The organism is Pseudomonas sp. PB3P13 (assembly GCF_054897735.1).
In genome coordinates this window covers 2563648-2586764 of sequence record NZ_CM142702.1, presented here as the reverse complement: position 1 = coordinate 2586764, position 23117 = coordinate 2563648, and the positions used below count along the sequence as shown (strand labels likewise).

Here is a 23117-nt window from a genome sequence, read left to right as displayed (position 1 = left end):
AACTTCACGCATCATGAGCACCGTCCGCTCAAGGGAGATTTTCATGGGTTTCACATCAATCGTCCGGCGTCTTGCCGCGATGTCGCTTGTTCTGCCGTTCGCCATGAATGCATGGGCGGTCGACGAGAAACAACTGATCGACTCGATCAACGTTTACCGCAGCGAAGTGCAGCGATGTGGCAACGAGGTGTCGTCGGAGCTGCCGCCACTGGCCGGTGATCCACGGCTGGCGCTGTCGGCCACCGGTGTTGGCAATCTGCAGCAGGCCATGGCCAGCGCGGGTTATCCGATGGTCAATGTGCAGGCGATCAGCCTGTCGGGGCCGCGGGACGCGCAGTCGGCGATGACGGCGATACGTGAGAGTTTTTGCCAGGTGGTGCTTGATCCGCAGTTCGTTGACATCGGCGTCAGTCGCGAGGGTCGGGAATGGCGAATCGTGCTGGCGCGACCGCTATTGAGCGCACGCTTGGGCGACTGGCAAGCGGAAGGTCAGAAGTTGCTGGCCGAACTCAATACTGCGCGCAGTCGGGCACGCCAGTGTGGCAGCCAAAACTTCGCCGCCGCGAAGCCGCTGACGTGGAACGCGGTCCTGGGGGCTGCGGCCGAAAGCCACTCCCGGTCCATGGCCAACAATAATTATTTTGATCATAAGGACCGCGACGGCAGAACACCGGGCGACCGCGCGGAACTGGCGGGCTACGTCGGCCAGCAGGTCGGCGAGAACATTGCCGCCGGGCAAGACACCGTGCGCAGGGTGGTCGACGGCTGGGTTGCAAGCCCCGGCCATTGCGCCAACCTGATGAACCCGCAGTTCCAGGAGCTGGGCGCGGCGTATGCGGTAGACCCGAAAAGTGATTCCGGGATCTACTGGACGGCGATGTTCGGTACGCCATGAATGCCTGAAAGAGAGGGCTGCTTCGCAGCCCGACGGGGGCAAGCCCCCTCGCCACAGGCAAGCCCCCCTCGCCACAGGCAAGGCCCCTCGCCACAGGCAAGCTTCCTCACCATAGGCAAGGCCCCTCGCCACAGGCAAGGCCCCTCACCGCAGGCAAGCTTTCTCACCACAGGCAAGGCCCCTCGCTACAGGCGAGCCCCCTCACAGGCAAACGCTCTCGCCGAAGGCATCTGCAGTGTCCGCGAACCTCTAGCCGCTGCCGAAGGCTGCGTCCAGCAGCTGCACGTGGCTGACAGAAACGTATTGAACCCGCGCCTCACCCTAGTTTCGAAACTCTATCAGCGCTGAACTAAGCTCCAGGGAAGCGCCATTGGAGAGGAAACCCCGATGAACAGTAGAGTTCTGCTTCTGATCGCCAGCCTGAGTCCCACCTTGGTCTTCGCCGAAGCCTGTGACGTGCAGACCCGCTCGCAAAGCCCATCCGTACCGGTTGTCGAATCCCACAGTTGTTATGAGTACGAAGGCATGCCGGTGAATTCCATCGACTGGTCGTGCAGCAATGAAAGCAAGGAAATGATCACCAGCACCAAAAAGAAGGTTGCCCAGTGCGAAGAACGTTACCACGCCACCTGTGTCGCCACATTGACCCAGGAATCACTGGCCAATCCACATTCCACCAGCAAAGACAAAAACAGCCAGCGGCCTAACGTGCCGGACAATGCGCAGGTCACCACTTATTATTACGGCGCCGACAACCTGAGCCAGGCGAAAATCGACTGCGAGTCAGGCGGCGGCCACTGGAAACCCAAATAACCCGCAGGAGCTGTCGGGTGCAACGAGGCTGCGATCTTTTAATCCCGATTACCACGAATTAAAAGTGAACCCTCCCGGCACCAAACCACCTAATGACAAGACTTTAGGAGGTGACCAATGCAAATCGAAACCATCTGGATCGTGCTGGCGGCAATTCTTGTACTGGTCGAGCTATGGGCTATCAACAAAGTCCGCAAAGCCGAAGGCAAATCCAGCGATAAACTGGTGTGGATCGTAGTCATCGTGTTCGTGCCGTTGTTCGGGTTGATTGCCTGGGCACTTGCCGGGCCTAAGCACAAAAACCCGAATCCGCATTCGCCGCAGGCCAGGCAGTGACTTGAGTTCACGGGTACCCGTTTCTGGAATCAGCACAGTTCAAAATACAAAGCCCCGATGAGAGTCGGGGCTTTGTTGTCTTCAGCGGAATAAGAGCGCGGTCACGGACGCAGCCTTCGGTAGCTGCTACAGGGTAGCGTCCGTTTTCCGATCAGAAGTTCGCCGGCGTATTCGCGCTGATGATTTCTGCCTCATCCTGACCAATATTGCGAAACCGATGCGGCAGCGTCGTCGGGAAGTAATAACCATCCCCCGCATTCAACACGCTGATCTGCCCATCAACCGTCAGTTCAACCGTCCCCCGCGTTACCAACCCGCACTCCTCCCCCTCGCAATGCACAATCGGCGCTTCTCCCGAACTCGCCCCAGGCGCGTATTGCTCGCGCAAGAGACGCATTTGCCGGCTCGGCACCGACGCGCCGATCAGCAGCAAACGCAGGCCATGGCGGCCGAGGTCGGGCTGCTCATTGGCGCGGAATACGTATTGGTGTTCGCGGGGTGGCTGGTCGAAGGTGAAGAAATCCGCCAGGGACATGGGGATGCCTTCGAGCAGTTTTTTCAGGGAGCTGACGGAGGGGCTGACGCGGTTCTGTTCGATCAGGGAAATGGTGGCGTTGGTGACGCCACTGCGCCGGGCCAGCTCGCGCTGGGAGAGTTTGTAGCTTTCGCGTACCAGTTTGAGTCGTGAGCCCGTGTCCATGACAGCCTTATGCGAAAAATACTTAAGGGTTATGGGGGTAGATGGCGGGCGACTGTTGGCCGCGAAAGTACCGCTTCCCTGTCCCGGAAATGTGAAAGGCGGGTATTAAATCACGTTTGAGGGCGTTGCTGTAGGCGTGAGGTTGACGGTGATTGCGCGGTGTCCGATTGGATGTGAGTCCGCAGGGATGGCCTCATCGCGAGCAAGCTCGCTCCCACAGGTTTTGTGGTTGGCCCACAATCTGCGCCGCTGCAGGAAATCACTGTGGGAGCGAGCTTGCTCGCGATGGGGCCGGCACATTCAGCACATGTCCGACCTGACGCACCGCCATGGCGAGTAAGCCTGCAGGTGGCTGTCGCGGTTAGATACCGAACCGGTCGCGCAGTGCGTAGTACGCGGCACCCATGGCGGTAAGCGGGGCCTGGAAGGTGCGGCCGCCGAGCATTGGCATGTGCGGCAGCGAGGCGAAGGCGTCGAAGCGTTCGGCGTCGCCGCGGATCATTTCACTGATCAGTTTGCCGGCCAGGTGCGAGCAAGTGACGCCGTGACCGCTGTAGCCTTGCATGTAGTAGGCGTTCTTTTCGATGCGCCCGAATTGCGGCATGCGTGACATGGTCAGCAGGAAGTTGCCGGTCCAGCGGTAGTCGATTTTCACGTCCTTGAGCTGGGCAAAAGTCTTGAGGATTTTCGGCCTGATCAGTTGTTCGATGTCGTCCGGCTCGCGCGCACCGTAGACCACGCCACCGCCGTACAGCAATCGGTTGTCGGCCGTGAGGCGGTAATAGTCGAGCAAATAATTGCAGTCTTCGACGCAGTAGTTGTTTTTGATCAGGCTGCGCGCGACGTGCTCGGACAACGGTTCGGTGACGACAATTTGCGAGCCGCACGGCATGCTTTTGCTGGTCACGCGATTATCGAGGCCCTGCGGCAAATAGGCGTTACCGGCGATCAATAGATACTTGGCACGCACGATGCCTTTGGCGGTTCGCACCGTAATCGGTTCACCGTAGGTGATCTCCACCGCGGCCGATTGTTCGTAAATTTTGCCGCCCAGGCCAATGATCGCCGAGGCTTCACCAAGGGCCAGGTTCAGCGGGTGGATGTGACCGCCCTGCAAGTCGAGCAGGCCGCCAACATAGTTATCGCATCCAACTTCGCGCTTGATGTCCGCCGCGTCGAGCATTTTCAGGTTTTTGTTGCCGTAGCGTTCCCAGCTGCTTTTCTGCTCAGCCAGGCCTTTGAGTTGTTTTTTGTTCAGCGCGGCGAAGATGCCGCCCTGCTTGTAATCGCACTGAATGTCGTAATGCCGGATGCGCTGACGGATGATGTCGGCGCCTTCGAAGATCATGCTGCCAAGCACTTCAGCCGTCTTGTCGCCGTAGCGTTGTTCGATGACATCGACGTCGCGGCTGTAGGAATTGACCAGTTGCCCACCGTTGCGACCGCTGGCGCCGAAGCCGACTTTTGCGGCTTCGAGCACCGTCACGCTATAACCCGCTTCGCAAAGAAAAAGCGCCGAGGACAATCCGGTGTAACCGGCGCCGATCACGCAGACGTCGCAGTCCACCGCTTGCTCAAGCTCCGGGAAATCGCCGGTGAAGTTGCGGGTGGCGGCGTAGTAGCTGTTTACATGTGTTGTTTTCATGGTTTCTCCGAGGGCCGCGAGCGCTGGCTGGCGGCCGCCGATTTAGAGGTGTCAGAGCTTGATCCAGGTCGCTTTGAGTTCGGTGTATTTATCGAACGCGTGCAGCGATTTATCGCGACCGTTACCCGACTGCTTGTACCCGCCGAACGGCGCGGTCATGTCGCCACCGTCGTACTGGTTGACCCACACGCTGCCGGCACGCAGGCCGCGGGCAAAGGTGTGGGCCTTGCCGAGGTTGCTGGTCCAGACGCCGGCGGCCAGGCCGAAGATGCTGTCGTTGGCAATGGCCAACGCTTCTTCTTCGGTATCGAAGGTGATCAACGACAGCACCGGGCCGAAGATTTCTTCACGGGCAATGGTCATGGCGTTGGTCACGCCGTCGAAAATCGCCGGTTCCAGGTACAGGCCACCGGTGGCTTCGAGGGTGCGGTTGCCGCCGGCGATCAGGTGCGCGCCCTGGTCTTTGCCGATCTGGATATAACGCAACACGTTGTCCAGTTGCCGCTGATCGACGACCGCACCAACCGTGGTAGCCGGGTCGAGAGCATGCCCCGGTTTCCACACGTGCAGCGCTTCCACCAGCAGTGGAATGAATTGCTCGCGAATCGAGCGTTCGACCAGCAAGCGCGAACCGGCGGTGCAGACTTCGCCCTGGTTGAAGGCAATCGCGCTGGCCGCCGCCTGGGCTGCCACGCGCAGATCCGGCGCGTCGGCGAACACCACGTTCGGGCTCTTGCCGCCGGCTTCGAGCCAGACACGTTTCATGTTGCTTTGCCCGGCGTAGATCAACAGCTGCTTGGCGATCACCGTCGAGCCGGTGAAGGCCAGCACGTCGACGTCCATGTGCAACGCCAACGCTTTGCCAACCGTATGACCCAAACCCGGCAAAACGTTGAACACGCCTTTCGGAATGCCGGCATCCAACGCAAGCTGCGCAATGCGGATGGCGGTCAGTGGCGACTTTTCCGATGGCTTGAGGATGAACGAGTTGCCCGCCGCGAGGGCCGGGGCGAACTTCCAGCTGGCCATGATCAACGGGAAATTCCACGGCACGATGGCGGCGACTACGCCGACAGGTTCGCGGGTGATCAGGCCGAGTTGATCGTGGGGCGTGGCGGCGACTTCGTCGTAGATCTTGTCGATGGCTTCGGCGTTCCAGCGAATCGCATTGGCGGCCGCAGGAATGTCGATGTTCATCGAATCGCTGATCGGTTTGCCCATGTCGAGGGTTTCGAGCAAGGCGAGCTCTTCGCGATTGGCGAGGACCAGATCGGCGAAGCGGATCAGGATGCGCTTGCGTTCGGCCGGGGCTAATTTCGCCCAGATGCCGGAGTCGAACGTGCGGCGGGCGACGGCGACGGCTGCGTTGGCGTCGGCTTCATCGGTGCTGGCGACGTTGGCCAGGAAACGGCCGTCAACCGGGCTGATGCATTCGAAGGATTCGCCGCTGAGCGCCGGAAGGTATTGACCGTCGATGAAGGCGCGGCCTTCGATGGATAAGGACTGGAAGCGTTGCTCCCAGTCGCTGCGGGTGTTTGTCATTATGGTGACTCGGTGCAGAGGAATAAGCAGTCGCCGGTTAAAGCCGACCAATTAACGAGCAGAAAAAGCGATCTCTGTGGGATCGACCTGTGGCGAGGGGGCTTGCCCCCGTTGGGCTGCGAAGCAGTCCTGGAACCTGTGGCGTACCGAAGATTCAGTGAGTGCTACGCACTCAAACGGGGGCAAGCCCCCTCGCCACAGGTCGCTGGCGCAGGCCGGGCGGTGGGCACACGATCTGTGCGCACCGCCATTGCCACATTTCCTTTTCCGGCCAATCAAACCGTATGCAAATACCAGTTGTACTCAAGGTCCGAAATGGAGTTCTCGAACTCGGCCAGTTCGCTTTCCTTGCACGCCACAAACACATCGATGTACAGCGGGTCGATGTAGCGGGACATGACTTCGCTGTCCGCCAGTTCGCGCAATGCATCGCGCAGGTTGTTCGGCAGGCTCTGCTCGTTCTGCTCGTAGCTGTTGCCCTCCACCGGGGCGCCCGGCTCGAGCTTGTTGGTCAGACCGTGGTGAATACCGGCCAGCACCGACGCCATCAGCAAATACGGGTTGGCGTCCGCGCCGGCAACACGATGCTCGATGCGCACCGAATCCGCCGAACCGGTCGGTACCCGCACTGCCACGGTACGGTTGTCGATGCCCCAGCTTGGCGAGTTCGGCACGTAGAACTGCGCACCGAAGCGGCGGTACGAGTTGACGTTCGGGCAGAGGAAAGCCATCTGTGCCGGCAGGGTCTCGAGCACACCGCCGATCGCGTGACGCAGCGCGGCGTTCTGCTCGGGATCCTCGCTGGCGAAGATGTTGTTGCCTTCTTTATCGAGAATCGAAATGTGCACGTGCAAACCATTGCCCGCCTGACCCGGATACGGCTTGGCCATAAACGTGGTGTCCATTTCGTGGTCGTAGGCGATGTTTTTCACCAGACGCTTGAGCAGTACCGCGTAGTCGCAGGCCTTGATCGGGTCATTGACGTGATGCAGGTTCACTTCAAATTGCGCCGGGGCGCTTTCCTTGACGATGGCGTCGGCCGGGATGCCCTGCTCTTTCGCGCCTTCGAGGATGTCTTGCAGGCAATCAACGTATTCGTCGAGATCGTCGATCAGATACACCTGAGTCGACACCGGACGCTTGCCGGACACCGGCGAACGTGGCGACTGCGGACGACCGTTCACGTTGTCCTGGTCGATCAGATAAAACTCCAGTTCGAACGCGGCGCAAATCGTCAGGCCCATGTCATCGAACTTGCTCACGACCTGACGCAGCACTTCGCGCGGGTCCGCGAAGAACGGCTGGCCTTCGAGCTCATGCATGGTCATTAACAGTTGCGCGGTCGGACGCTTCTGCCAGGGCTCGATGCTGAGGGTGTCGGGGATGGGGAAACAGATGCGGTCAGAGTCGCCGATGTCCAGACCCAGGCCGGTGCTTTCCACCGTGGAGCCGTTGATGTCCAGCGCAAACAATGACGCGGGGAGGTTGATGCCTTTTTCGTAAACCTTATGAAGACTGGTGCGTTCGATACGCTTGCCGCGCACCACACCGTTCATATCCGCAATCAGAAGGTCGACGTACAAAACCTCAGGGTATTTCTTAAGGAATGCGTTTGCTTCGTTGAGTTGAACGGTACGCAGAGGGACCGACATGATGCACCTATTGACTGTTAATTATTATGTTCACTGCACTTTCGCGAGCTCAGTCAACCCGAACGGCAAAGTGAAGTCAATAGCGAACACCCAGCCTCTCATCCTTTATTTTCGGGCCTTTTATGGGCACACCAGTGCCAGATATTGCACGCACACCGCAGAAATCCTGACGAACAGACGCACGGCGTTTAGAATTTTTTACATGAGAGTTGTTAATTAAAATCAACAAGGCTAAGCTCCGGAAAAGCTCGTTCAAGTGTGAAACTTCGAGGTGATAAAAATGGCATTCAAGCCATTGATCGGCGTTACTGCATGCGTCAAACAGATTGGCCTGCACCCCTGCCACGTCAGCGGCGACAAGTATTTGCGTGCTGTCAGCGTCGCGGCTATGGGGCTGCCCGTGGTCATTCCTTCCCTGGGTGAGTTGACAGACATCGAGGACCTGCTCGCGCAGCTCGACGGTTTGCTGCTGACCGGTTCGCCATCGAATGTAGAGCCTTTCCACTATCAAGGCCCAGCCAGCGCTCCCGGAACGGATCACGATCCGGCGCGGGACGCCACCACCCTCCCCCTGTTACAGGCCGCCATCGCGGCAGGCGTTCCGGTACTCGGCATCTGCCGGGGCTTTCAGGAATTGAATGTGGCGTTCGGCGGCAGCCTGCATCAGAAAGTGCACGAGCTGGCGGGCATGCTTGATCACCGTGAAGCGGACAGTCCCGAACTGGCGGTGCAATACGCACCGGCGCACGCGGTCACGGTGCAACCGGGCGGCGTGTTCCAGGCGCTGGACCTGCCGGAGCAATTTCAGGTGAATTCCATTCACAGTCAGGGCATTGATCGACTCGCCCCGGGGCTACGCTGCGAAGCAATCGCGCCGGACGGTTTGATCGAGGCGATCTCCGTAGAGGACAGCGAAGCCTTTGCCGTCGGCGTGCAATGGCACCCGGAATGGCAGGTACTTTCCAACCCTGTTTATCTGAGAATTTTCCAGGCGTTTGGCGATGCGTGCCGGCGACGGGCTGAATTGCGTAACACCCGCTGATTCACGACATTGATTGACTGCCCCCGCGAGTCCGGCGGACGTGCCTGCGCGCCACCCGTGCTTGCGAAACAACACACTGCAATAACAACAAGTACGACCCAGGCAGCCAGGACGGCGGCGCCGAATAAGCCCGATGGGTATGGCCAGTGATTCAAATGCAAATCCCTGTGGTAACGAGCGTGTGTGGCGAGGGGCTTGTGTGGCGAGGGGGCTTGCCCCCGTTGGGGTGCGAAGCGCCCCTGAAAATCAGCCACCGTGATCCTGAGTTAGAACACGGTGCCGGTTTGCGATTGCTTCGCAATCGAACGGGGGCAAGCCCCCTCGCCACCCATGCTCGCTTCCCAAGGGACGGCCGTTGAACCCTCTGGCACTGCCCGCCCCGGGCTTGCAATCCACTCTTAAGTCAGGCCGCGTTGGCCCGACGACTGAAACCTGTTGGGAGTTTCACATGGCAAACGCCTCCAGCATTCACAGGAAGGCTCTTGAAGGTCAGCAAGCCCCGAAAAAGGTCTTGTTGAAAGTCGACCGAGTCTCCAAGAAATTCGACGAAACCTGCGCCGTCGACGACGTCTCGCTTGAGATCCATCAAGGGGAAATCTTCGCCCTGCTCGGCGGTTCCGGTTCGGGTAAATCGACCTTGCTGCGCATGCTCGCAGGCTTCGAGCGGCCGACTGACGGGCACATCTTCCTCGACGGTGTGGACATTACCGACATGCCGCCGTACGAACGCCCGATCAACATGATGTTTCAGTCGTACGCCCTGTTCCCACACATGACCGTGGCGCAAAACATCGCCTTCGGCCTGAAACAGGACCGTCTGCCGGCCAGCGAAATCGAGGCCCGCGTCGAAGAAATGCTGCGTCTGGTGCACATGACTCAATACGCCAGACGCAAACCGCATCAACTCTCCGGTGGTCAGCGTCAGCGTGTGGCCCTGGCCCGTTCGCTGGCCAAACGTCCGAAGCTGTTGCTGCTGGACGAACCGATGGGCGCGCTGGATAAAAAGTTGCGCTCGCAGATGCAACTGGAGCTGGTGGAAATCATCGAACGGGTCGGCGTGACCTGCGTGATGGTGACGCACGACCAGGAAGAAGCCATGACCATGGCGCAACGCATCGCGATCATGCACCTGGGCTGGATCGCGCAAATCGGGAGCCCGGTCGACATTTACGAAGCGCCGGTCAGCCGCATGGTCTGCGAATTCATCGGCAACGTTAACGCGTTCGACGGCACCGTGGTGGAAGACCTTGAAGGTCACGCGATCATCCACAGTCCGGATCTGGAGCAGAAGATTTACGTCGGTCACGGCGTCAGCACCTCGGTGCAGGACAAGTCGATCACCTACGCGATCCGCCCGGAAAAAATGCTCGTCAGCACCACTCAGCCGGAATTCCGATACAATTGGTCCCAGGGCAAAGTGCATGACATCGCCTACCTCGGCGGCCACTCGGTGTTCTACGTGAAACTGCCCGGTGGCAAGATCGTCCAGTCGTTCATGGCCAACGCCGAACGCCGTGGCGCACGGCCGACCTGGGACGACAATGTCTACGTATGGTGGGAAGACGACAGCGGCGTGGTACTGCGCTCATGAAAACACTCAATCAGCAGTTCCTGCGGCTGATGCCGAGTGGTCGCAAACTCGTCATCGGAATTCCCTTCCTGTGGCTGTTCCTGTTTTTCATGTTGCCGTTCTTTCTGGTGATGAAAATCAGCTTCTCGGAAGCGGCACTGGCGATTCCTCCGTACTCCGAGATCTACACCTTCGCCGAGCAGAAATTTCAGCTGCTTCTGAACATCGGCAACTACGCGTTGTTGACCGAAGACGAGCTGTACATCTCGGCTTATTTCGGCTCCTTGAAAGTCGCTTTCCTCAGCACAGTGATGTGCCTGGCGATCGGTTTCCCGATGGCCTACGCGATCACCAAAGCGCGTAAGGAAACGCAAAACGTTTTGCTGTTGTTGATCATGATGCCGACCTGGACCGCCATCCTGATCCGCGTGTATGCGTGGATGGGCATCCTCAGCAACAACGGTTTGCTCAACGGCTTTCTGATGTGGACCGGGCTGACCGATCACCCCATCGAAATTCTCAACACCAATACCGCGGTGTACATCGGCGTGGTCTACGCGTACCTGCCATTCATGGTGTTGCCGCTGTACGCCAACCTCGTCAAGCATGACGGCAGCCTGCTGGAAGCGGCGTCGGACCTCGGCTCAAGCAATTTCAACAACTTCTGGACAATCACCGTGCCACTGGCCAGGAACGGCATCATCGCCGGCTGCATGCTGGTGTTCATTCCGGTGGTCGGCGAGTTCGTGATTCCGGAGCTGTTGGGCGGTCCCGAGACCCTGATGATCGGTCGCGTGCTGTGGCAGGAATTCTTCAACAACCGCGACTGGCCGGTGGCGTCCGCCCTGGCGGTGGTGATGCTGTTGATCCTGATTGTGCCGATCCTGTTGTTCAACCGTAGCCAGGCCAAAGAGATGGAGGGTCGGGGATGAAACGCTTCGGATTTTCAAAGTTCATGCTGATTTTCGGCCTGTCGTTCATCTACCTGCCGATGCTGATTCTGGTGATCTACTCGTTCAACGCCTCAAAACTGGTGACGGTATGGGGCGGCTGGTCGCTGAAGTGGTACACCGGCCTGCTCGACAATACACAACTGATGGGCTCGGTAATGCGCTCGCTGGAGATCGCCTGCTACACCGCGATTGCGGCGGTGGCGCTGGGCACGCTGGCCGCGTTCGTGCTGACCCGCGTCACGCGCTTCAAGGGACGCACGCTGTTTGGCGGCCTGGTGACGGCGCCATTGGTGATGCCGGAAGTGATCACCGGGTTGTCGCTGTTGCTGCTGTTTGTGGCCATGGCACAGTTGATCGGCTGGCCGATGGAGCGTGGCATTGTCACGATCTGGATTGCGCACACGACGTTTTGTGCAGCGTATGTGGCAGTGGTCGTTTCGGCGCGTTTGCGTGAGCTGGACCTGTCCATCGAAGAAGCGGCCATGGACCTTGGGGCCAGGCCATTCAAGGTGTTTTTCCTGATCACCATTCCGATGATCGCGCCGTCACTGGCGGCCGGCGGCATGATGTCGTTCGCGTTGTCGCTGGACGATCTGGTGCTGGCGAGTTTCGTCTCGGGGCCAGGCTCGACGACCCTGCCGATGGAAGTGTTCTCGGCGGTGCGTCTGGGTGTGAAGCCTGAGATCAACGCCGTGGCCAGTCTGATCCTGCTGGCCGTTTCGCTGGTGACCTTCCTGGTCTGGTATTTCAGCCGCCGCGCTGAAGCCAGTCGCCGGCGCGCCATTCAGGAAGCGATGGACCAGACCGCCAGCGAGTCGTGGCAGCAACCGAAAAACCACAGAGTCGAAGCGACGGCCTAGTGCCGTTAGCCATTAGTTACGAGTGGCGAGGGGGCTTGCCCCCGTCGGGCTGGGAACCGGCCCCAAAGTCTGCACCCGTGTTCCATCAGGCACACAGTTCAACCGGTTTCAGGGCCGCTCCGCGGCCCAACGGGGGCAAGCCCCCTCGCCACGGGTGATGCGTGTGTTCAGTGTGATTTTGAATAAAAAGAATTGGAGTTGTACCGATGAAAATGTTTGGCAGGACTCTGCTGACACTGTCCTTGTTGGGCGCGATCACCACCGGCGCCCAGGCCAATGACAAGGTTCTGCGCGTCTACAACTGGTCGGATTACATTGCCCCGGACACCGTCAAACAGTTTGAAGACGAAACCGGGATCCGCGTGACCTACGATGTATTCGACAGCAACGAGACCCTTGAGGCGCGTTTGCTCGCCGGCAAATCCGGCTACGACATCGTGGTGCCGTCGAACAGTTTTCTGGCCAAGCAGATCAAGGCTGGCGTGTATCAGGAACTGGACAAATCGAAGCTGTCGAACTGGAAAAACCTCAATTCGGTGCTGCTGCAAAACGCCTCGGCCAGCGACCCGGATAACGCGCACGCTTTCCCGTACATGTGGGGCTCGATCGGCATTGGTTTCAATCCGCAGAAGGTCAGGGAAGTGCTCGGTGCCAACGCGCCGGTCAATTCCTGGGACTTGCTGTTCAAACCGGAGAATGCGCAGAAACTGAAAGCCTGCGGGATCAGTTTCCTCGACTCGCCGACCGAAATGCTGCCCGCGGCTCTGCACTACCTGGGTTATCCGGTGAACTCCAAAGACAAGGCGCAAATCGCCGAAGCTGAAGCGCTGTTCATGAAGATCCGGCCGTCGGTAGCTTATTTCCATTCGTCGAAATACATCTCCGACCTGGCCAACGGCAACCTCTGTGTCGCGGTGGGTTATTCCGGTGATGTGCTGCAAGCCAAGGCCCGCGCGCAGGAGGCAGGCGGCAAGGTGCAGATTGATTACAGCATCCCGAAAGAAGGTGCTGGCAGTTTCTACGACATGGTGGCGATTCCCAGGGACGCGGCGAATGTCGAGAACGCCTACCTGTTCATGAATTTTCTGATGCGCCCGGAGATCATCGCCGAGATCACCAACAACATCGGCTACAGCAACGCCAACGCTGCGGCGACGCCGTTGGTGGACGAGGCGATTCGCGATGATCCCGGCTCCTATCCTTCGCAAGCGGTGATGGCAACCCTGTATGCGATTCCGGACATGCCGATTGGCGTACAACGCGTGATGACCCGGGGCTGGACGCGGGTGAAGCTCGGGAAATAGGCGCTGAATCCGACGCTTCGTTGGAACACCACCCGGGGCAGGCCTCGCTCCCACGGTGATTGTGTTGAAACGCAGAACTGTGGGCGACCCCAATACCTGTGGGAGCCGAGCTTGCTCGCGATGGCGGTATTCCAGCGAAGAACCCATCACTGGCCACACACCATTCAACCGTTTCCGTTCACGCAGCGCCTTACCACCGCTGCACTTCTCTCAAGAACGGCCTCACCTGGCTTCCTCGGTTCAGGTGAATTCGGCGCCCTCCTCGGGCGCCTTTTTTTGCTGCGCAACCAGCGGCCATTCAGCCAACGCCCGGTAGCGGCCCTTGTGCGATTCATACAAGACAAACCGATCCGCACGCAGGGAAAACTCCGGCGGCGCAGCGGACTCCGGCACCGGCGCGCGAAATTCGCGCATCAGCGTCAGGTGCGGTCGAAATTCCTTCGACGGTTCTTCCAGCCCGAACGGCAACATCGCCTGTTCCAGCGCATACACCCACCGCAGCAACTCCGGCGGCGCCTGTTCGGCCGCCAGCACCAACACCCCTGCCCTGCGCCAGACCTCCACGCGATCCAGTGCTACTCGCAGCGCGACGCCGGGTACGCGCACCTTGCCCGCCGCTGTGCAGATATCAGCGATCTGCGCCGCGCCAACCGCGCCGAGAAACAGCAATGTGAGGTGGAAATTTTCCGTCGGCACCGGACGCCCGATGCGCAACGCCAGCGCGCTACGCCACTGCGCAATCTCCCGGCGCTGTTCGGCGGGGCAGCTCAGGGCAAAAAACAGCCGTTTGACCGGCTCATGGGCTTCGTCGCTCACGCCTGGCACCTCCCTGCATGCACGTTATAGTTGACCCAACCGATTCAACGGGAGGACGCCATGCGACAGATCATCAGCAAAGAGCCCTGGTGGGCCATGCCGCCCAAGACGGGCCAGGCTGAGTCCGAGCTGGAATGGGGCTGGCTGGTTCACTATAGCGAAGGTGAGCCGCGTTTCGAATTTATCCGGGAGCGGCCGTCAGACCTGGAGATTGAGCAGCGTAAAAGTTGCCGGATCACCCCGGTGTCGGAGTGAGCTTGCCAGTCAGGGGTTAATCTGCGGACTACTCGATTGCGCAGGACTCCACTCGACCGTGCCGCCGTCCAGACCGACCGACGGTTCAAGGCTGGCGGCCAGGTGGCCCTCGATCTGCGCGGCCAGGTACAGCGTCCCCGCCATCACGCCGGTGGTCGGGTTCTGCACCAGTTTGGTCCACGCCTTGTCGAAGGTGTTACCCAGGCTGCTGCGAATCAGCGCCTCACTGTCGGGCCGGTCATTGGCCTGAATGACCGCTCGCACACCTGCCACGCCGACAGAAATCAAGGCCCCCGCCAATTTCCCCGCCACTGCGGCCACGGCACTCGCCGCCCCACGCGGGGCCATCTCGGCTTCGATCCTCTTGCTGGCGCGCTTGGCCACCGGCGCCATGGCGGTGTCGGTCGAATCCACGCCTCTGTCCCCGCCCGCCTTGTGAATCTTGTCGATCAACGCCGCATAGGCCGGCAGCGTGTTCAGCGGTTGCGTGCGCACCACCTGATACAGCGAAGCGTTGCGCGCCGCTGGCGGGCCCAGCGCAATGGCCGGGATCTTCTGAATCCGGCCGTTGAGCTGCGCCATCGGCACGCCGTGGCGCTGGGAAATGCGCTGCAGTTCTTCCTGAACGATATCCACGTAAAAAGCCGTGGCCAGGCCGAGTATCTGGTCCGGATCAATGTCCAGCGCAGCCGGCGCCAGCACGCGTTTGCGGTATTGCTCCAGCAGATAAGCGGCCAGGCGCTTCTCTGACTGGTCCTGCTCGTCCGTGTCGCTGATGGCGTACCAGCTGACTTTCATCGACAGCCATTCCTGGGTCCAGTAGCTGCTGAACCAGGGGATGAAATTTTCTTCGGTCAGTTGGTACACCCGCGTGCGCCAGTAGTCCATGGCGCCGCGCGCGTAGATTTTGCTCTGCTCGGTAGCCGAGCGGGACGCTGCAACTATCTCGCGGTCGACTTGCTGCCAGGTGCTACGGGAAATCACCACTGGCGGCGCTGAAACCGGCGCGCGCTCGGGCGTGGCGCACCCGGCCAGTATCAGCAGCACGACAACGATCAGCGAACGCAGGCTCAAGATCGTGGTTTCCTGCAGGTCCCCGGTGAACGGTATGTTCCGGCGGGGCGAAAGCTATTGGATTGAGTATAGGTGGCTGACCCGAGGTTACGATGAGTTCCGCTTTTTGAACGACGTGTCGGAAGATCACCTCGCCCGCGCCACTTGGTTTTCATGATCTGCGCACACCTCTCGCAGACAGCTGCGTAACCATCGGTGTGCCGGGTCGGCGTCCATGCGCGGGTGCCACAGCATCGCGACCGTGAACGTCGGCAGCGCCACCGGCAATTCAAAACTGAACAGCCCTTCTCGCAAGCTTGCCGTATGTCGCTCGGGAACAGTGGCGATCAGCTCAGTGCTGCGCGCGAGCGCCAGCGCGGTCGAGAAGCCGCCGACGAACGCGACGATCTGCCGTTGCAATCCAAGCGCCGCCAGCGCCTCATCGATCGGCCCCCTGTCGAGCCCGCGTCGCGACACGCTGACATGATCACCTACCGCATATCGCCCCGGCGAAATGTCGCCCCGGCACAGCGGATGACCGACTCGCACCACACCCACGAAACGATCAGCGAACAGGCCTTGGGTGCGCAACTCAGGCCCGGCCGACTTCCCCACTACACCGGTTTCCAGATCAACAGTGCCGTCGCGCAATACCGTGCTGTCCTTGTCCGTTTTGTCCACGAAACGCAGGCACACGCCCGGAGCTTGTTCAGCGAGTCGCGCGAGCAGTGCTGCACCGTAGTTCTCCACGAAACCCTCGCGAATGCGCAGCGTGAACGTACGGTTCAGTTGTGCAAGATCGGGCGGTTGCGTCGGTCGCAGCAGCCCTTGTGCCTCTTCCACCAACTGACTGACGCGCCCGCGCAATTCCAGCGCACGCGGCGTCGCCACCAGCCCGCGTCCGGCGCGTACCAGCAATGGATCGCCAGTGGTTTCACGCAAACGCGCCAGCGCCCGGCTCATGGCCGAGGGGCTGAGTCGCAATCGCTTGGCCGCACGCGCGACGCTGCCTTCGGCGAGCAGCGCATCCAGGGTTATCAGCAAATTCAGATCAGGCATCGACATGCATCGCTCCGCGGCAACGTGATGTAGCGTCAAGCGCATGTATACAGTGCAATCCGTGCGCCTTCCGCCATGTTAGGCCCCGGCGTAGATTTCGAACAGCCGCACCGGGCGCCATCGACATCAAGGAATACAGCATGAAACCAACCCTCGCCGTCAGTGCTCAACCCACATCGTCCGCGCGCTGGGGCTTGCTCGGCCTGGCGCTGGCGATGCTGTTATCGTCACTCGGCACCAGTATCGCCAACGTCGGGCTCCCGACACTGGCAGAGGCGTTCGACGCCAGTTTTCAGCAGGTGCAGTGGATCGTCATCGCTTACCTGCTGGCTATCACCACATTGATCGTCAGCGTCGGCCGGCTCGGTGACCTCATGGGCCGGCGGCGTCTGCTGCTGATCGGCATTCTCGTCTTCACCGTGGCATCGGGCCTGAGCGGCATGGCACCGACCCTGGAGGTGTTGATCGGCGCCCGGTCACTGCAGGGGCTCGGCGCAGCCATCATGATGGCACTGAGCATGGCGATGGTTGGCGATACGGTCACCCAGGACAAAACCGGCAGCGCCATGGGTCTGCTCGGCACGATGTCAGCGATTGGCACGGCCATGGGGCCGTCCCTCGGCGGATTGCTGATCGAGGGGTTCGGCTGGCGCGCAATCTTCCTGATCACTGTACCGTTGGGCCTGATGACGTGGCTGCTCGGCCATCGCTATCTGCCAACCGAGCGTGGAAAACCGGACATATCGCCTGTCCGCTTCGACGCACCGGGTACGCTGGTGCTGGCCCTGACGCTCGCGACCTATGCGTTGGCGATGACGCTGGGACGGGGTCAGTACGGGACGTTGAATGCGTTGTTGCTGGCATCGAGTGCTGTCGGCGTCGGGCTGTTTGTGTTCATTGAATCGCGAACCGCCTCGCCCTTGATTCACCTGACGCTGCTCCGCGACCCGATGCTCAGTGGCAGCCTGGTCATGAGTGCCTTGGTCATGACGGTGATGATGACGACACTGGTGGTTGGGCCGTTTTACCTCGCTCATGCGCTGGGCCTCGATGCCGTGACCGTCGGGCTGGTTCTGGCGGTCGGACCGGCGGTTGCGGCATTGACGGGTGTGCCGGCCGGGCGGATTGCCGACCGTTTCGGCGCCCGCCCGATGACGCTCGCCGGGTTGACCGCGATGGCAGTCGGCTGCCTCGCGCTGTCGGTGTTGCCGCCGACGCTGGGCATGGGTGGTTACGTCGCGCCGATCATCTTGCTCACGCTCGGCTATGGTGTTTTTCAGACGGCCAACAACACGGCGGTCATGATCGACGTTGTGGTCGGGCAGCGCGGCGTTATTGCGGGTTTGCTCACCCTGTCGCGCAACCTCGGGTTGATCAGCGGCGCAGCGGCATTGGGCGCAGTTTTCGCGCTCGCCGCCGGCGGGGCGGATATCAGCACAGCGCCGCCCGCAGCCGTAGCCCACGGGATGCGCATCACCTTTGCCGTTGCAACAGGATTGATGGCTCTGGCGATCACAGTAGCGTTGGCCATCCGCCCGCTGGCTTCGCGCCAAAACCGTCCCTGACTCGCACCTATGGCTTGATCACCACCAGCGGCACGCTTTTTTCGACGATGTACGTGGCCAGCTCGGAAGCGCGATTGCTGCCGATATTTTTGGCGATGTGCGCAGCGCCCGCCGGTATGTACAGCGAATCACCTGCTTTGAGCGTCACCGGCGGCTGGCCCTCGAGTTGATATTCGAACGTCCCCTCGATGACGTAAGCCACCTCAACACCCGGATGGGAGTGATTCGGGGAAGCGACGCCCGGCTCGAAGTCGACGCGGACCTGAATCACTTCACGCCCCGACACATCGAGGTCCTCGCGCAGCAAGTCAGTGCGATGCAGCCCGGCCTGCCAGCTCTTGGCCGGCACAGGGTCAGCGGCTTGCGACACGCCCGAGTAGCTTGCGAGGGCAGCCGCGGTGGCTAGCGCGAAGGTGAACAGGCGGCCCGGGTGGTGGAACTGGCTTGACGACATGGCGATTTCTCCAGATGGATACCGTGTGTGGTGGCCCAATTAAGCCGGTGCCGTGTATCGCGCACGTGTCGGTGAGGCGTGGTTTTGTAAGCGAACATGGCCGCGCGAGCCGACGATACGTGGCGATACAAATCCAGTGTTCTCGCAGGCCCCCGTAAACAGCTGCCGAGCCTGCGAGGCTACGTCCGATCGCGGCCCGAGCCGGACGCAGCCTCGCGGGCTCGGCAGCTCATACAAGGATGCGTCTGCGCTGGAACTTTGATTTTTTCTGAAACGGGTCAATCCTTGAAACAGGTGATCGGGCTGAACCGGCCCTCCACAGAGCAGGACAAGCCGATGAGCGAACACATCGTCCACTTCCATTGCCAGATCGATCAGGGCACCACCGAGCGCTTCCGTGACTGCTGCCTGGAAGCCCTGACTCAGGGCGCCACCTCGCTGATGCTCAATCTGTCCACCACCGGTGGCAGTACCAACTTCGGTTTCACGTTGTACACCTTTCTGAAGTCATTGCCGGTGCCGATCTGCGCGGTCAATGCCGGCAATATCGAGTCGATGGGCATGATCATGTTTCTGGCCGCGGGGCATCGGATCACCTCGCCACACTCGCGCTTTCTGATTCATCCGATGAACTGGTATTTCAATCAGAAATCCGTCGACCACCAGCGCCTGCGCGAATACCTGTCCAGCCTGGACAACGACCTGGCGCGCTATGTGCAAATTTTCTCCCTGGAAACCGCCCACGCCGAGACCAAACTGGACATTTTCCACTGCCTGTCGGCCGAGGAAAAAGTCATTGCCGCCGAAGACTCCCTGGCGTATGGAATCGCTTACGAGATCAGGCAAATGGTGTTTGAAGAAGGCGTGAAGCACTGGACAGTCAGCGGCGGATAGTCCCGCAGCACTCAAGAAAATCCATTGCAAATCAACGGCTAAAATTCACCGCGCAAATCTTTTGAATTTTTTTTGACGGGTCCACTCATTTGCTTAAGAGCATTAAGGGGGCCTTATGAACCGCACGGGACTGTACATCATTGAATACAACCTTCATGGCAAGGCCAAATCCTTCATCATTCGCGCGCAAATGATGCAGAACGCGGACGCGTGGCATTGGGCAAGCTGTGACGCCGGCATTGCGCCGATTCCCAAGCCGGGACGGCCACCTCTGAAGACGCTTTCAAAGCCGCAGGCCGAGCGTTATGGCATCACCGAGGTGAGATGGCGTGAATCCGCAACCATAGACTGGACCGAGGTTTGACCAGCCGCTTCGCGTGCTGCTTGCACGATCACGCCAATCGGAGGTAAACCGATCCAGGTGCTACGCTTTCAGTTCCTTGGCAGAGGCAACACAATGTTTGAGCGAAAAGTCACCTTCCAGGCATTTGAAAGCGTCGCCGCCAAGCGAATTCTGGCCGCTTTCATCGTTGTAGCGCTGGTCGCCACGACCACCTACGGACTCTGGCACTGGGACGCGGTCGGCACCAAGACACAGCAATCGTTGTGCGGCGAAGCCAAGCAGACTCTCAAGGCTGTGGAAGTACAGGCGCGGGCACTCGCGGCCGGCCTGACGGTGGAGGATTACGCCAAGGCCGAGGAAGATGAAGTGGCGGCGCTGATCCGGGCGCTGGATGCTGCCACCAATGAGGCGGAAGTGGACCGGGCCATCGAGGCCCACGCGGCGTCGATTGAAGCCAAGAACGCCGTGATCGACGCTGAGGTGGACACCCGTGGCGAGCAGATTTTCCTCGAACAGCGCTTGAAAAAACAGCGCATCCCGGTCGATGTCAAACAGCAACTGCTACGCGCCGCCAAAGCCGTCAGCGTCAGTTGCACGTGATGCGCTGATCCTCGGGCTTCAGCCTTTCGCCGCCATTGCAGTCACTTCCACACGCATGCCATCAACTGCCAGTGCCGCGACACCGACCGCCGCCCGCACGGGCCAGGGTTTGGCGAAAAAGCGCTTGTAGACCTCATTGAATGCGGCGCGATCGGCCATATCGGTGAGGTAAATGGTCAGATGCAGCACCCGATCCATCGAACTGCCAGCACGCTCAAGCGCCACCTTCAACGCCTGCAGCGTGCACTCGCTTTGCTCAACGATCCCACCCAACTCGAGATTGCCATCGGCGCGGGTGGGAATCTGCGTGGACACCAGCAGACCGCCAAAACCGGCAACGTCTGATGAGATGGAATCGGCGTCAGGGTCAGGCAGGAAGGCGATATCTTGGTTGGCCATGAGGTGCTCTTGTTTGGGGAGGAAAGAGGCGCAGTTTACAGGCTCGCTGGCGGGTTGTTCAGGCAGCCGTTCAAAAACCTGCAGTGGCCATGGAAAGCCTTCGACGCCCAGCGTTATAACGTCTGCTGACTGTTGCCGATCGTCCTGGCCTGTTCAACCCCCCACTCCATCGCCGCTTCCATATCGAGGAAATGCAGCGAGGGGTGGTCGTTTTCCTCAACCGCCGTGCCACCAGGCAAGTAAACCCCGATAAACATCCCCAACGAACCGTCCCGCAATATTTCGGCCTTGACCTTGATCTCGCATCCGTTGGAAAGCGTTTCAGTATGAACCAGATGCCGTTCTGTCATCGCTGCGTTCCTCTTCGTCGTGGACAGGTCAATCGCGTTATTTGCTCGGCTCAGCTTAGCTCAGCCAGGGGCGAGCAGATTCGTTTCCACAGGCTGACCACGCACCAAAACGGCTCACTCAAACCGATAGAAAGCCCGGCCTGACAGCGGCGCAATGCCACCTATACTACAAGCCACCGTCCCCCCCCGGGGTCTGCATTACCAACAATAAAAGCAGAGGTGGAACATGGTCTGGCAGCAAATCTACGATCCGTTCAATAGCCCGGTGCTTTCAACCATCATGGCGGCAGTGCCGGTTGTGGTGATGCTGGCGGCCCTCGCGTTTTTCCACGTCAAAGCGCACCTGGCGGCCCTGATGGCCTTGGGTTCAGCCTTGCTCATTGCGATTTTCGCTTTCGACATGCCCGCCGACATGGCGGGTTCCGCCGCGCTGTACGGCGCCGCCAACGGTCTGCTGCCGATCGGCTGGATCGTGCTCAACATCATTTTCCTGCACCGACTGACCACCGAGAACGGTTCGTTCAAGGTGCTGCAGGATTCCCTGGCGCGGATCACCGATGACCGACGATTGCAGCTGCTGCTGATCGCCTTCTGCTTCGGCGCGTTCTTCGAAGGCGCTGCCGGTTTCGGCACGCCGGTGGCAGTGACCGGGGCCATCCTCATCGGCCTGGGCTTTTCACCGCTGGCCGCCTCCGGCCTGGCATTGATCGCCAACACCGCACCCGTCGCGTTCGGTGCACTGGGCACGCCGATCATCACCCTGGCCAAAGTGACCGGGCTGGACGAAATGGAATTGTCGATGATGGTCGGGCGGCAACTGCCGTTTTTCTCGGTGATCGTGCCGTTCTGGTTGATCTGGGCATTCGCCGGCTGGCGCAAGATGATGGAAATCTGGCCGGCGATTCTGGTGGCCGGGGTCAGCTTCGCCGTCCCGCAATTTATCGTCTCGAACTATCACGGGCCGCAACTGGTGGACGTGATCGCGGCACTGATCTCCATGGCTTGCCTGACCGGTTTCATCAAAATCTGGAAACCGGCGACCATCCATACCTCCGCCGCGCTGTCGGGGCGGGTCGACAACTCTAAAATTGCCGAAGAGCACGATGTAAAACCGACCGCGACCTCAAGCTTCAACAGCGAAAACCGTTCGGCGGTGATGCGCGCGTGGATGCCGTGGATCATTCTGACCATTTTCGTGTTCGCCTGGGGCACGCAGAGCTTCAAGAACATTTTTGACACTCGCCAGGTCATCGACCCGGTGACCCATTCGGCCAAGCTCGATCCGCAAGGCAAGCCCATGCGCGAAGCCAACCCGGTTTTCGCCCCGACCATCACCTTCTCGACCATCCACCAGCAGATCGAAAAAGTACCGCCAGTGGTGCCGACGGCCAAAACCGAAGACGCGGTGTATCGCTTCAACTGGCTCACCGCCACCGGCAGCGGCATCCTGTTGTCGGCGATCCTCGGCGGGTTGCTGATGGGCTATTCGATTCCGCAGCTGATCAGCCAATACGTGCGAACGCTGTGGGTGGTGCGTTACTCGCTGATCACCATTGTCGCCATGCTCGCGCTGGGCTTTCTCACGCGCTATTCCGGGCTGGACGCGACGATGGGCCTGGCGTTCGCGGCGACGGGGATTTTCTACCCGATGTTCGGCACGCTGCTCGGCTGGCTCGGCGTCGCGCTGACCGGCTCGGACACGGCCTCCAACGTGCTGTTCGGTGGCCTGCAGCGGGTGACCGCCGAGCAACTGGGCCTGAGCCCGGTGCTGATGGCCGCCGCCAACAGCTCCGGTGGGGTCATGGGCAAAATGGTCGACGCGCAGTCCATCGTGGTGGCGTCGACTGCCACGCGCTGGTATGGCCATGAAGGGGAAATCCTGCGCTACGTTTTCTTCCACTCGATCGTCCTGGCCATTCTGGTCGGCGGGCTGGTGACGTTGCAGGCATACGTGGAACCGTTCAGCAGCATGGTCGTTGGCGGACGCTGACGCGATCTTCACCACGGGGAGCCAGGT

24 protein-coding genes are annotated in these 23117 nt (G+C 60.2%); 14 read left to right on the top strand and 10 right to left on the bottom strand.

Features of this window, described 5'->3' with window-relative positions:
• The first annotated feature begins 43 nt into the window (after positions 1-43).
• The 3 genes from ACYZT1_RS12095 (at position 44) to ACYZT1_RS12085 (ending at position 2044) form a co-directional block, all read left to right on the top strand.
• The gene (locus tag ACYZT1_RS12095) at positions 44-895 is read left to right on the top strand and encodes a CAP domain-containing protein (protein ID WP_462019124.1); all 852 of its coding nucleotides are present in this window, start codon (positions 44-46) and stop codon (positions 893-895) included.
• Positions 896-1282: 387 nt separating this feature from the next.
• Entirely contained in the window at positions 1283-1708 is a 426-nt protein-coding gene (locus ACYZT1_RS12090) for a hypothetical protein (RefSeq protein WP_462019123.1), read from the top strand.
• A gap of 117 nt (positions 1709-1825) precedes the next feature.
• Positions 1826-2044, top strand: coding sequence for a PLD nuclease N-terminal domain-containing protein (locus ACYZT1_RS12085; RefSeq protein WP_462019122.1), 219 nt, complete (start codon positions 1826-1828; stop codon positions 2042-2044).
• A 151-nt stretch (positions 2045-2195) separates the two neighbouring features.
• Here the strand turns inward: ACYZT1_RS12085 and ACYZT1_RS12080 are convergent, their stop codons facing one another.
• From ACYZT1_RS12080 to ACYZT1_RS12065, 4 genes are all read right to left on the bottom strand, one after another.
• Positions 2196-2744 carry a cupin domain-containing protein gene (locus ACYZT1_RS12080; RefSeq protein WP_462019121.1) on the bottom strand — a complete coding sequence of 183 codons (549 nt, stop codon included), beginning with the start codon at positions 2742-2744 and terminating at the stop codon, positions 2196-2198.
• 361 nt (positions 2745-3105) lie between these two features.
• Positions 3106-4389: an NAD(P)/FAD-dependent oxidoreductase gene (locus tag ACYZT1_RS12075; protein ID WP_462019120.1), complete on the bottom strand. Its 1284-nt coding sequence runs from the start codon at positions 4387-4389 to the stop codon at positions 3106-3108.
• A gap of 51 nt (positions 4390-4440) precedes the next feature.
• The gene (locus ACYZT1_RS12070; RefSeq protein ID WP_462019234.1) at positions 4441-5934 is read right to left on the bottom strand and encodes an aldehyde dehydrogenase; all 1494 of its coding nucleotides are present in this window, start codon (positions 5932-5934) and stop codon (positions 4441-4443) included.
• 272 nt (positions 5935-6206) lie between these two features.
• Entirely contained in the window at positions 6207-7583 is a 1377-nt protein-coding gene (locus ACYZT1_RS12065; RefSeq protein WP_462019119.1) for a glutamine synthetase family protein, read from the bottom strand.
• A gap of 280 nt (positions 7584-7863) precedes the next feature.
• On the opposite strand from ACYZT1_RS12065, the gene ACYZT1_RS12060 reads away from it, so the two are divergent.
• The 5 genes from ACYZT1_RS12060 (at position 7864) to ACYZT1_RS12040 (ending at position 13312) form a co-directional block, all read left to right on the top strand.
• Positions 7864-8625, top strand: a complete 762-nt coding sequence (locus ACYZT1_RS12060; protein WP_462019118.1) for a gamma-glutamyl-gamma-aminobutyrate hydrolase family protein — start codon at positions 7864-7866, stop codon at positions 8623-8625.
• 448 nt (positions 8626-9073) lie between these two features.
• Positions 9074-10216: a polyamine ABC transporter ATP-binding protein gene (gene potA, locus ACYZT1_RS12055; RefSeq protein ID WP_462019117.1), complete on the top strand. Its 1143-nt coding sequence runs from the start codon at positions 9074-9076 to the stop codon at positions 10214-10216.
• Positions 10217-10245: 29 nt separating this feature from the next.
• Positions 10246-11127, top strand: coding sequence for an ABC transporter permease subunit (locus ACYZT1_RS12050; protein WP_462019233.1), 882 nt, complete (start codon positions 10246-10248; stop codon positions 11125-11127).
• A complete protein-coding gene (locus ACYZT1_RS12045) occupies positions 11124-12008 on the top strand; it encodes an ABC transporter permease subunit (protein ID WP_462019116.1) in 885 nt (294 codons plus the stop codon). Before ACYZT1_RS12050 ends, ACYZT1_RS12045 begins: the two co-directional genes overlap by 4 nt.
• A 206-nt stretch (positions 12009-12214) precedes the next feature.
• A complete protein-coding gene (locus ACYZT1_RS12040) occupies positions 12215-13312 on the top strand; it encodes a polyamine ABC transporter substrate-binding protein (RefSeq protein WP_462019115.1) in 1098 nt (365 codons plus the stop codon).
• A gap of 240 nt (positions 13313-13552) precedes the next feature.
• Here the strand turns inward: ACYZT1_RS12040 and thpR are convergent, their stop codons facing one another.
• Positions 13553-14128, bottom strand: coding sequence for an RNA 2',3'-cyclic phosphodiesterase (gene thpR / locus ACYZT1_RS12035; RefSeq protein WP_462019114.1), 576 nt, complete (start codon positions 14126-14128; stop codon positions 13553-13555).
• Between the two features lie 60 nt (positions 14129-14188).
• Here thpR and ACYZT1_RS12030 point away from each other — a divergent pair, with 60 nt between their 5' ends.
• A complete protein-coding gene (locus ACYZT1_RS12030; RefSeq protein ID WP_462019113.1) occupies positions 14189-14383 on the top strand; it encodes a hypothetical protein in 195 nt (64 codons plus the stop codon).
• A gap of 9 nt (positions 14384-14392) precedes the next feature.
• On the opposite strand, the gene ACYZT1_RS12025 is transcribed toward ACYZT1_RS12030, so the two are convergent.
• Both ACYZT1_RS12025 and ACYZT1_RS12020 read right to left on the bottom strand, forming a co-directional pair.
• Positions 14393-15457, bottom strand: a complete 1065-nt coding sequence (locus ACYZT1_RS12025) for a hypothetical protein (protein ID WP_462019112.1) — start codon at positions 15455-15457, stop codon at positions 14393-14395.
• A 126-nt stretch (positions 15458-15583) separates the two neighbouring features.
• Positions 15584-16501, bottom strand: coding sequence for a LysR family transcriptional regulator (locus ACYZT1_RS12020; RefSeq protein WP_462019111.1), 918 nt, complete (start codon positions 16499-16501; stop codon positions 15584-15586).
• 134 nt (positions 16502-16635) lie between these two features.
• Here ACYZT1_RS12020 and ACYZT1_RS12015 point away from each other — a divergent pair, with 134 nt between their 5' ends.
• Positions 16636-18060: an MFS transporter gene (locus ACYZT1_RS12015; RefSeq protein ID WP_462019110.1), complete on the top strand. Its 1425-nt coding sequence runs from the start codon at positions 16636-16638 to the stop codon at positions 18058-18060.
• A 7-nt stretch (positions 18061-18067) separates the two neighbouring features.
• Here the strand turns inward: ACYZT1_RS12015 and ACYZT1_RS12010 are convergent, their stop codons facing one another.
• A complete protein-coding gene (locus ACYZT1_RS12010; RefSeq protein WP_462019109.1) occupies positions 18068-18514 on the bottom strand; it encodes a cupin domain-containing protein in 447 nt (148 codons plus the stop codon).
• Positions 18515-18850: 336 nt separating this feature from the next.
• On the opposite strand from ACYZT1_RS12010, the gene ACYZT1_RS12005 reads away from it, so the two are divergent.
• From ACYZT1_RS12005 to ACYZT1_RS11995, 3 genes are all read left to right on the top strand, one after another.
• Positions 18851-19408 carry an ATP-dependent Clp protease proteolytic subunit gene (locus ACYZT1_RS12005; RefSeq protein WP_462019108.1) on the top strand — a complete coding sequence of 186 codons (558 nt, stop codon included), beginning with the start codon at positions 18851-18853 and terminating at the stop codon, positions 19406-19408.
• Between the two features lie 115 nt (positions 19409-19523).
• Positions 19524-19772: a DUF6555 family protein gene (locus tag ACYZT1_RS12000; protein WP_462019107.1), complete on the top strand. Its 249-nt coding sequence runs from the start codon at positions 19524-19526 to the stop codon at positions 19770-19772.
• A 93-nt stretch (positions 19773-19865) separates the two neighbouring features.
• A complete protein-coding gene (locus ACYZT1_RS11995) occupies positions 19866-20351 on the top strand; it encodes a hypothetical protein (RefSeq protein WP_462019106.1) in 486 nt (161 codons plus the stop codon).
• Between the two features lie 18 nt (positions 20352-20369).
• Here ACYZT1_RS11995 and ACYZT1_RS11990 read toward each other — a convergent pair whose 3' ends face one another.
• The gene (locus tag ACYZT1_RS11990; RefSeq protein WP_462019104.1) at positions 20370-20750 is read right to left on the bottom strand and encodes a RidA family protein; all 381 of its coding nucleotides are present in this window, start codon (positions 20748-20750) and stop codon (positions 20370-20372) included.
• Positions 20751-20863: 113 nt separating this feature from the next.
• Positions 20864-21100 carry a hypothetical protein gene (locus ACYZT1_RS11985; protein WP_462019103.1) on the bottom strand — a complete coding sequence of 79 codons (237 nt, stop codon included), beginning with the start codon at positions 21098-21100 and terminating at the stop codon, positions 20864-20866.
• A gap of 226 nt (positions 21101-21326) precedes the next feature.
• Here ACYZT1_RS11985 and ACYZT1_RS11980 point away from each other — a divergent pair, with 226 nt between their 5' ends.
• Positions 21327-23090 carry an L-lactate permease gene (locus tag ACYZT1_RS11980; protein WP_462019102.1) on the top strand — a complete coding sequence of 588 codons (1764 nt, stop codon included), beginning with the start codon at positions 21327-21329 and terminating at the stop codon, positions 23088-23090.
• Positions 23091-23117: the final 27 nt, after the last annotated feature.

Coding starts and splice junctions, on each gene's coding strand:
- ACYZT1_RS12095 (WP_462019124.1), top strand. CDS start 44: ATGGGTTTCACATCAATCGTCCGGCGTCTTGCCGCGATGTCGCTTGTT.
- ACYZT1_RS12090 (WP_462019123.1), top strand. CDS start 1,283: ATGAACAGTAGAGTTCTGCTTCTGATCGCCAGCCTGAGTCCCACCTTG.
- ACYZT1_RS12085 (WP_462019122.1), top strand. CDS start 1,826: ATGCAAATCGAAACCATCTGGATCGTGCTGGCGGCAATTCTTGTACTG.
- ACYZT1_RS12080 (WP_462019121.1), bottom strand. CDS start 2,744: ATGGACACGGGCTCACGACTCAAACTGGTACGCGAAAGCTACAAACTC.
- ACYZT1_RS12075 (WP_462019120.1), bottom strand. CDS start 4,389: ATGAAAACAACACATGTAAACAGCTACTACGCCGCCACCCGCAACTTC.
- ACYZT1_RS12065 (WP_462019119.1), bottom strand. CDS start 7,583: ATGTCGGTCCCTCTGCGTACCGTTCAACTCAACGAAGCAAACGCATTC.
- ACYZT1_RS12060 (WP_462019118.1), top strand. CDS start 7,864: ATGGCATTCAAGCCATTGATCGGCGTTACTGCATGCGTCAAACAGATT.
- potA (WP_462019117.1), top strand. CDS start 9,074: ATGGCAAACGCCTCCAGCATTCACAGGAAGGCTCTTGAAGGTCAGCAA.
- ACYZT1_RS12050 (WP_462019233.1), top strand. CDS start 10,246: ATGCCGAGTGGTCGCAAACTCGTCATCGGAATTCCCTTCCTGTGGCTG.
- ACYZT1_RS12045 (WP_462019116.1), top strand. CDS start 11,124: ATGAAACGCTTCGGATTTTCAAAGTTCATGCTGATTTTCGGCCTGTCG.
- ACYZT1_RS12040 (WP_462019115.1), top strand. CDS start 12,215: ATGAAAATGTTTGGCAGGACTCTGCTGACACTGTCCTTGTTGGGCGCG.
- ACYZT1_RS12030 (WP_462019113.1), top strand. CDS start 14,189: ATGCGACAGATCATCAGCAAAGAGCCCTGGTGGGCCATGCCGCCCAAG.
- ACYZT1_RS12020 (WP_462019111.1), bottom strand. CDS start 16,501: ATGTCGATGCCTGATCTGAATTTGCTGATAACCCTGGATGCGCTGCTC.
- ACYZT1_RS12015 (WP_462019110.1), top strand. CDS start 16,636: ATGAAACCAACCCTCGCCGTCAGTGCTCAACCCACATCGTCCGCGCGC.
- ACYZT1_RS12010 (WP_462019109.1), bottom strand. CDS start 18,514: ATGTCGTCAAGCCAGTTCCACCACCCGGGCCGCCTGTTCACCTTCGCG.
- ACYZT1_RS12005 (WP_462019108.1), top strand. CDS start 18,851: ATGAGCGAACACATCGTCCACTTCCATTGCCAGATCGATCAGGGCACC.
- ACYZT1_RS12000 (WP_462019107.1), top strand. CDS start 19,524: ATGAACCGCACGGGACTGTACATCATTGAATACAACCTTCATGGCAAG.
- ACYZT1_RS11995 (WP_462019106.1), top strand. CDS start 19,866: ATGTTTGAGCGAAAAGTCACCTTCCAGGCATTTGAAAGCGTCGCCGCC.
- ACYZT1_RS11990 (WP_462019104.1), bottom strand. CDS start 20,750: ATGGCCAACCAAGATATCGCCTTCCTGCCTGACCCTGACGCCGATTCC.
- ACYZT1_RS11985 (WP_462019103.1), bottom strand. CDS start 21,100: ATGACAGAACGGCATCTGGTTCATACTGAAACGCTTTCCAACGGATGC.
- ACYZT1_RS11980 (WP_462019102.1), top strand. CDS start 21,327: ATGGTCTGGCAGCAAATCTACGATCCGTTCAATAGCCCGGTGCTTTCA.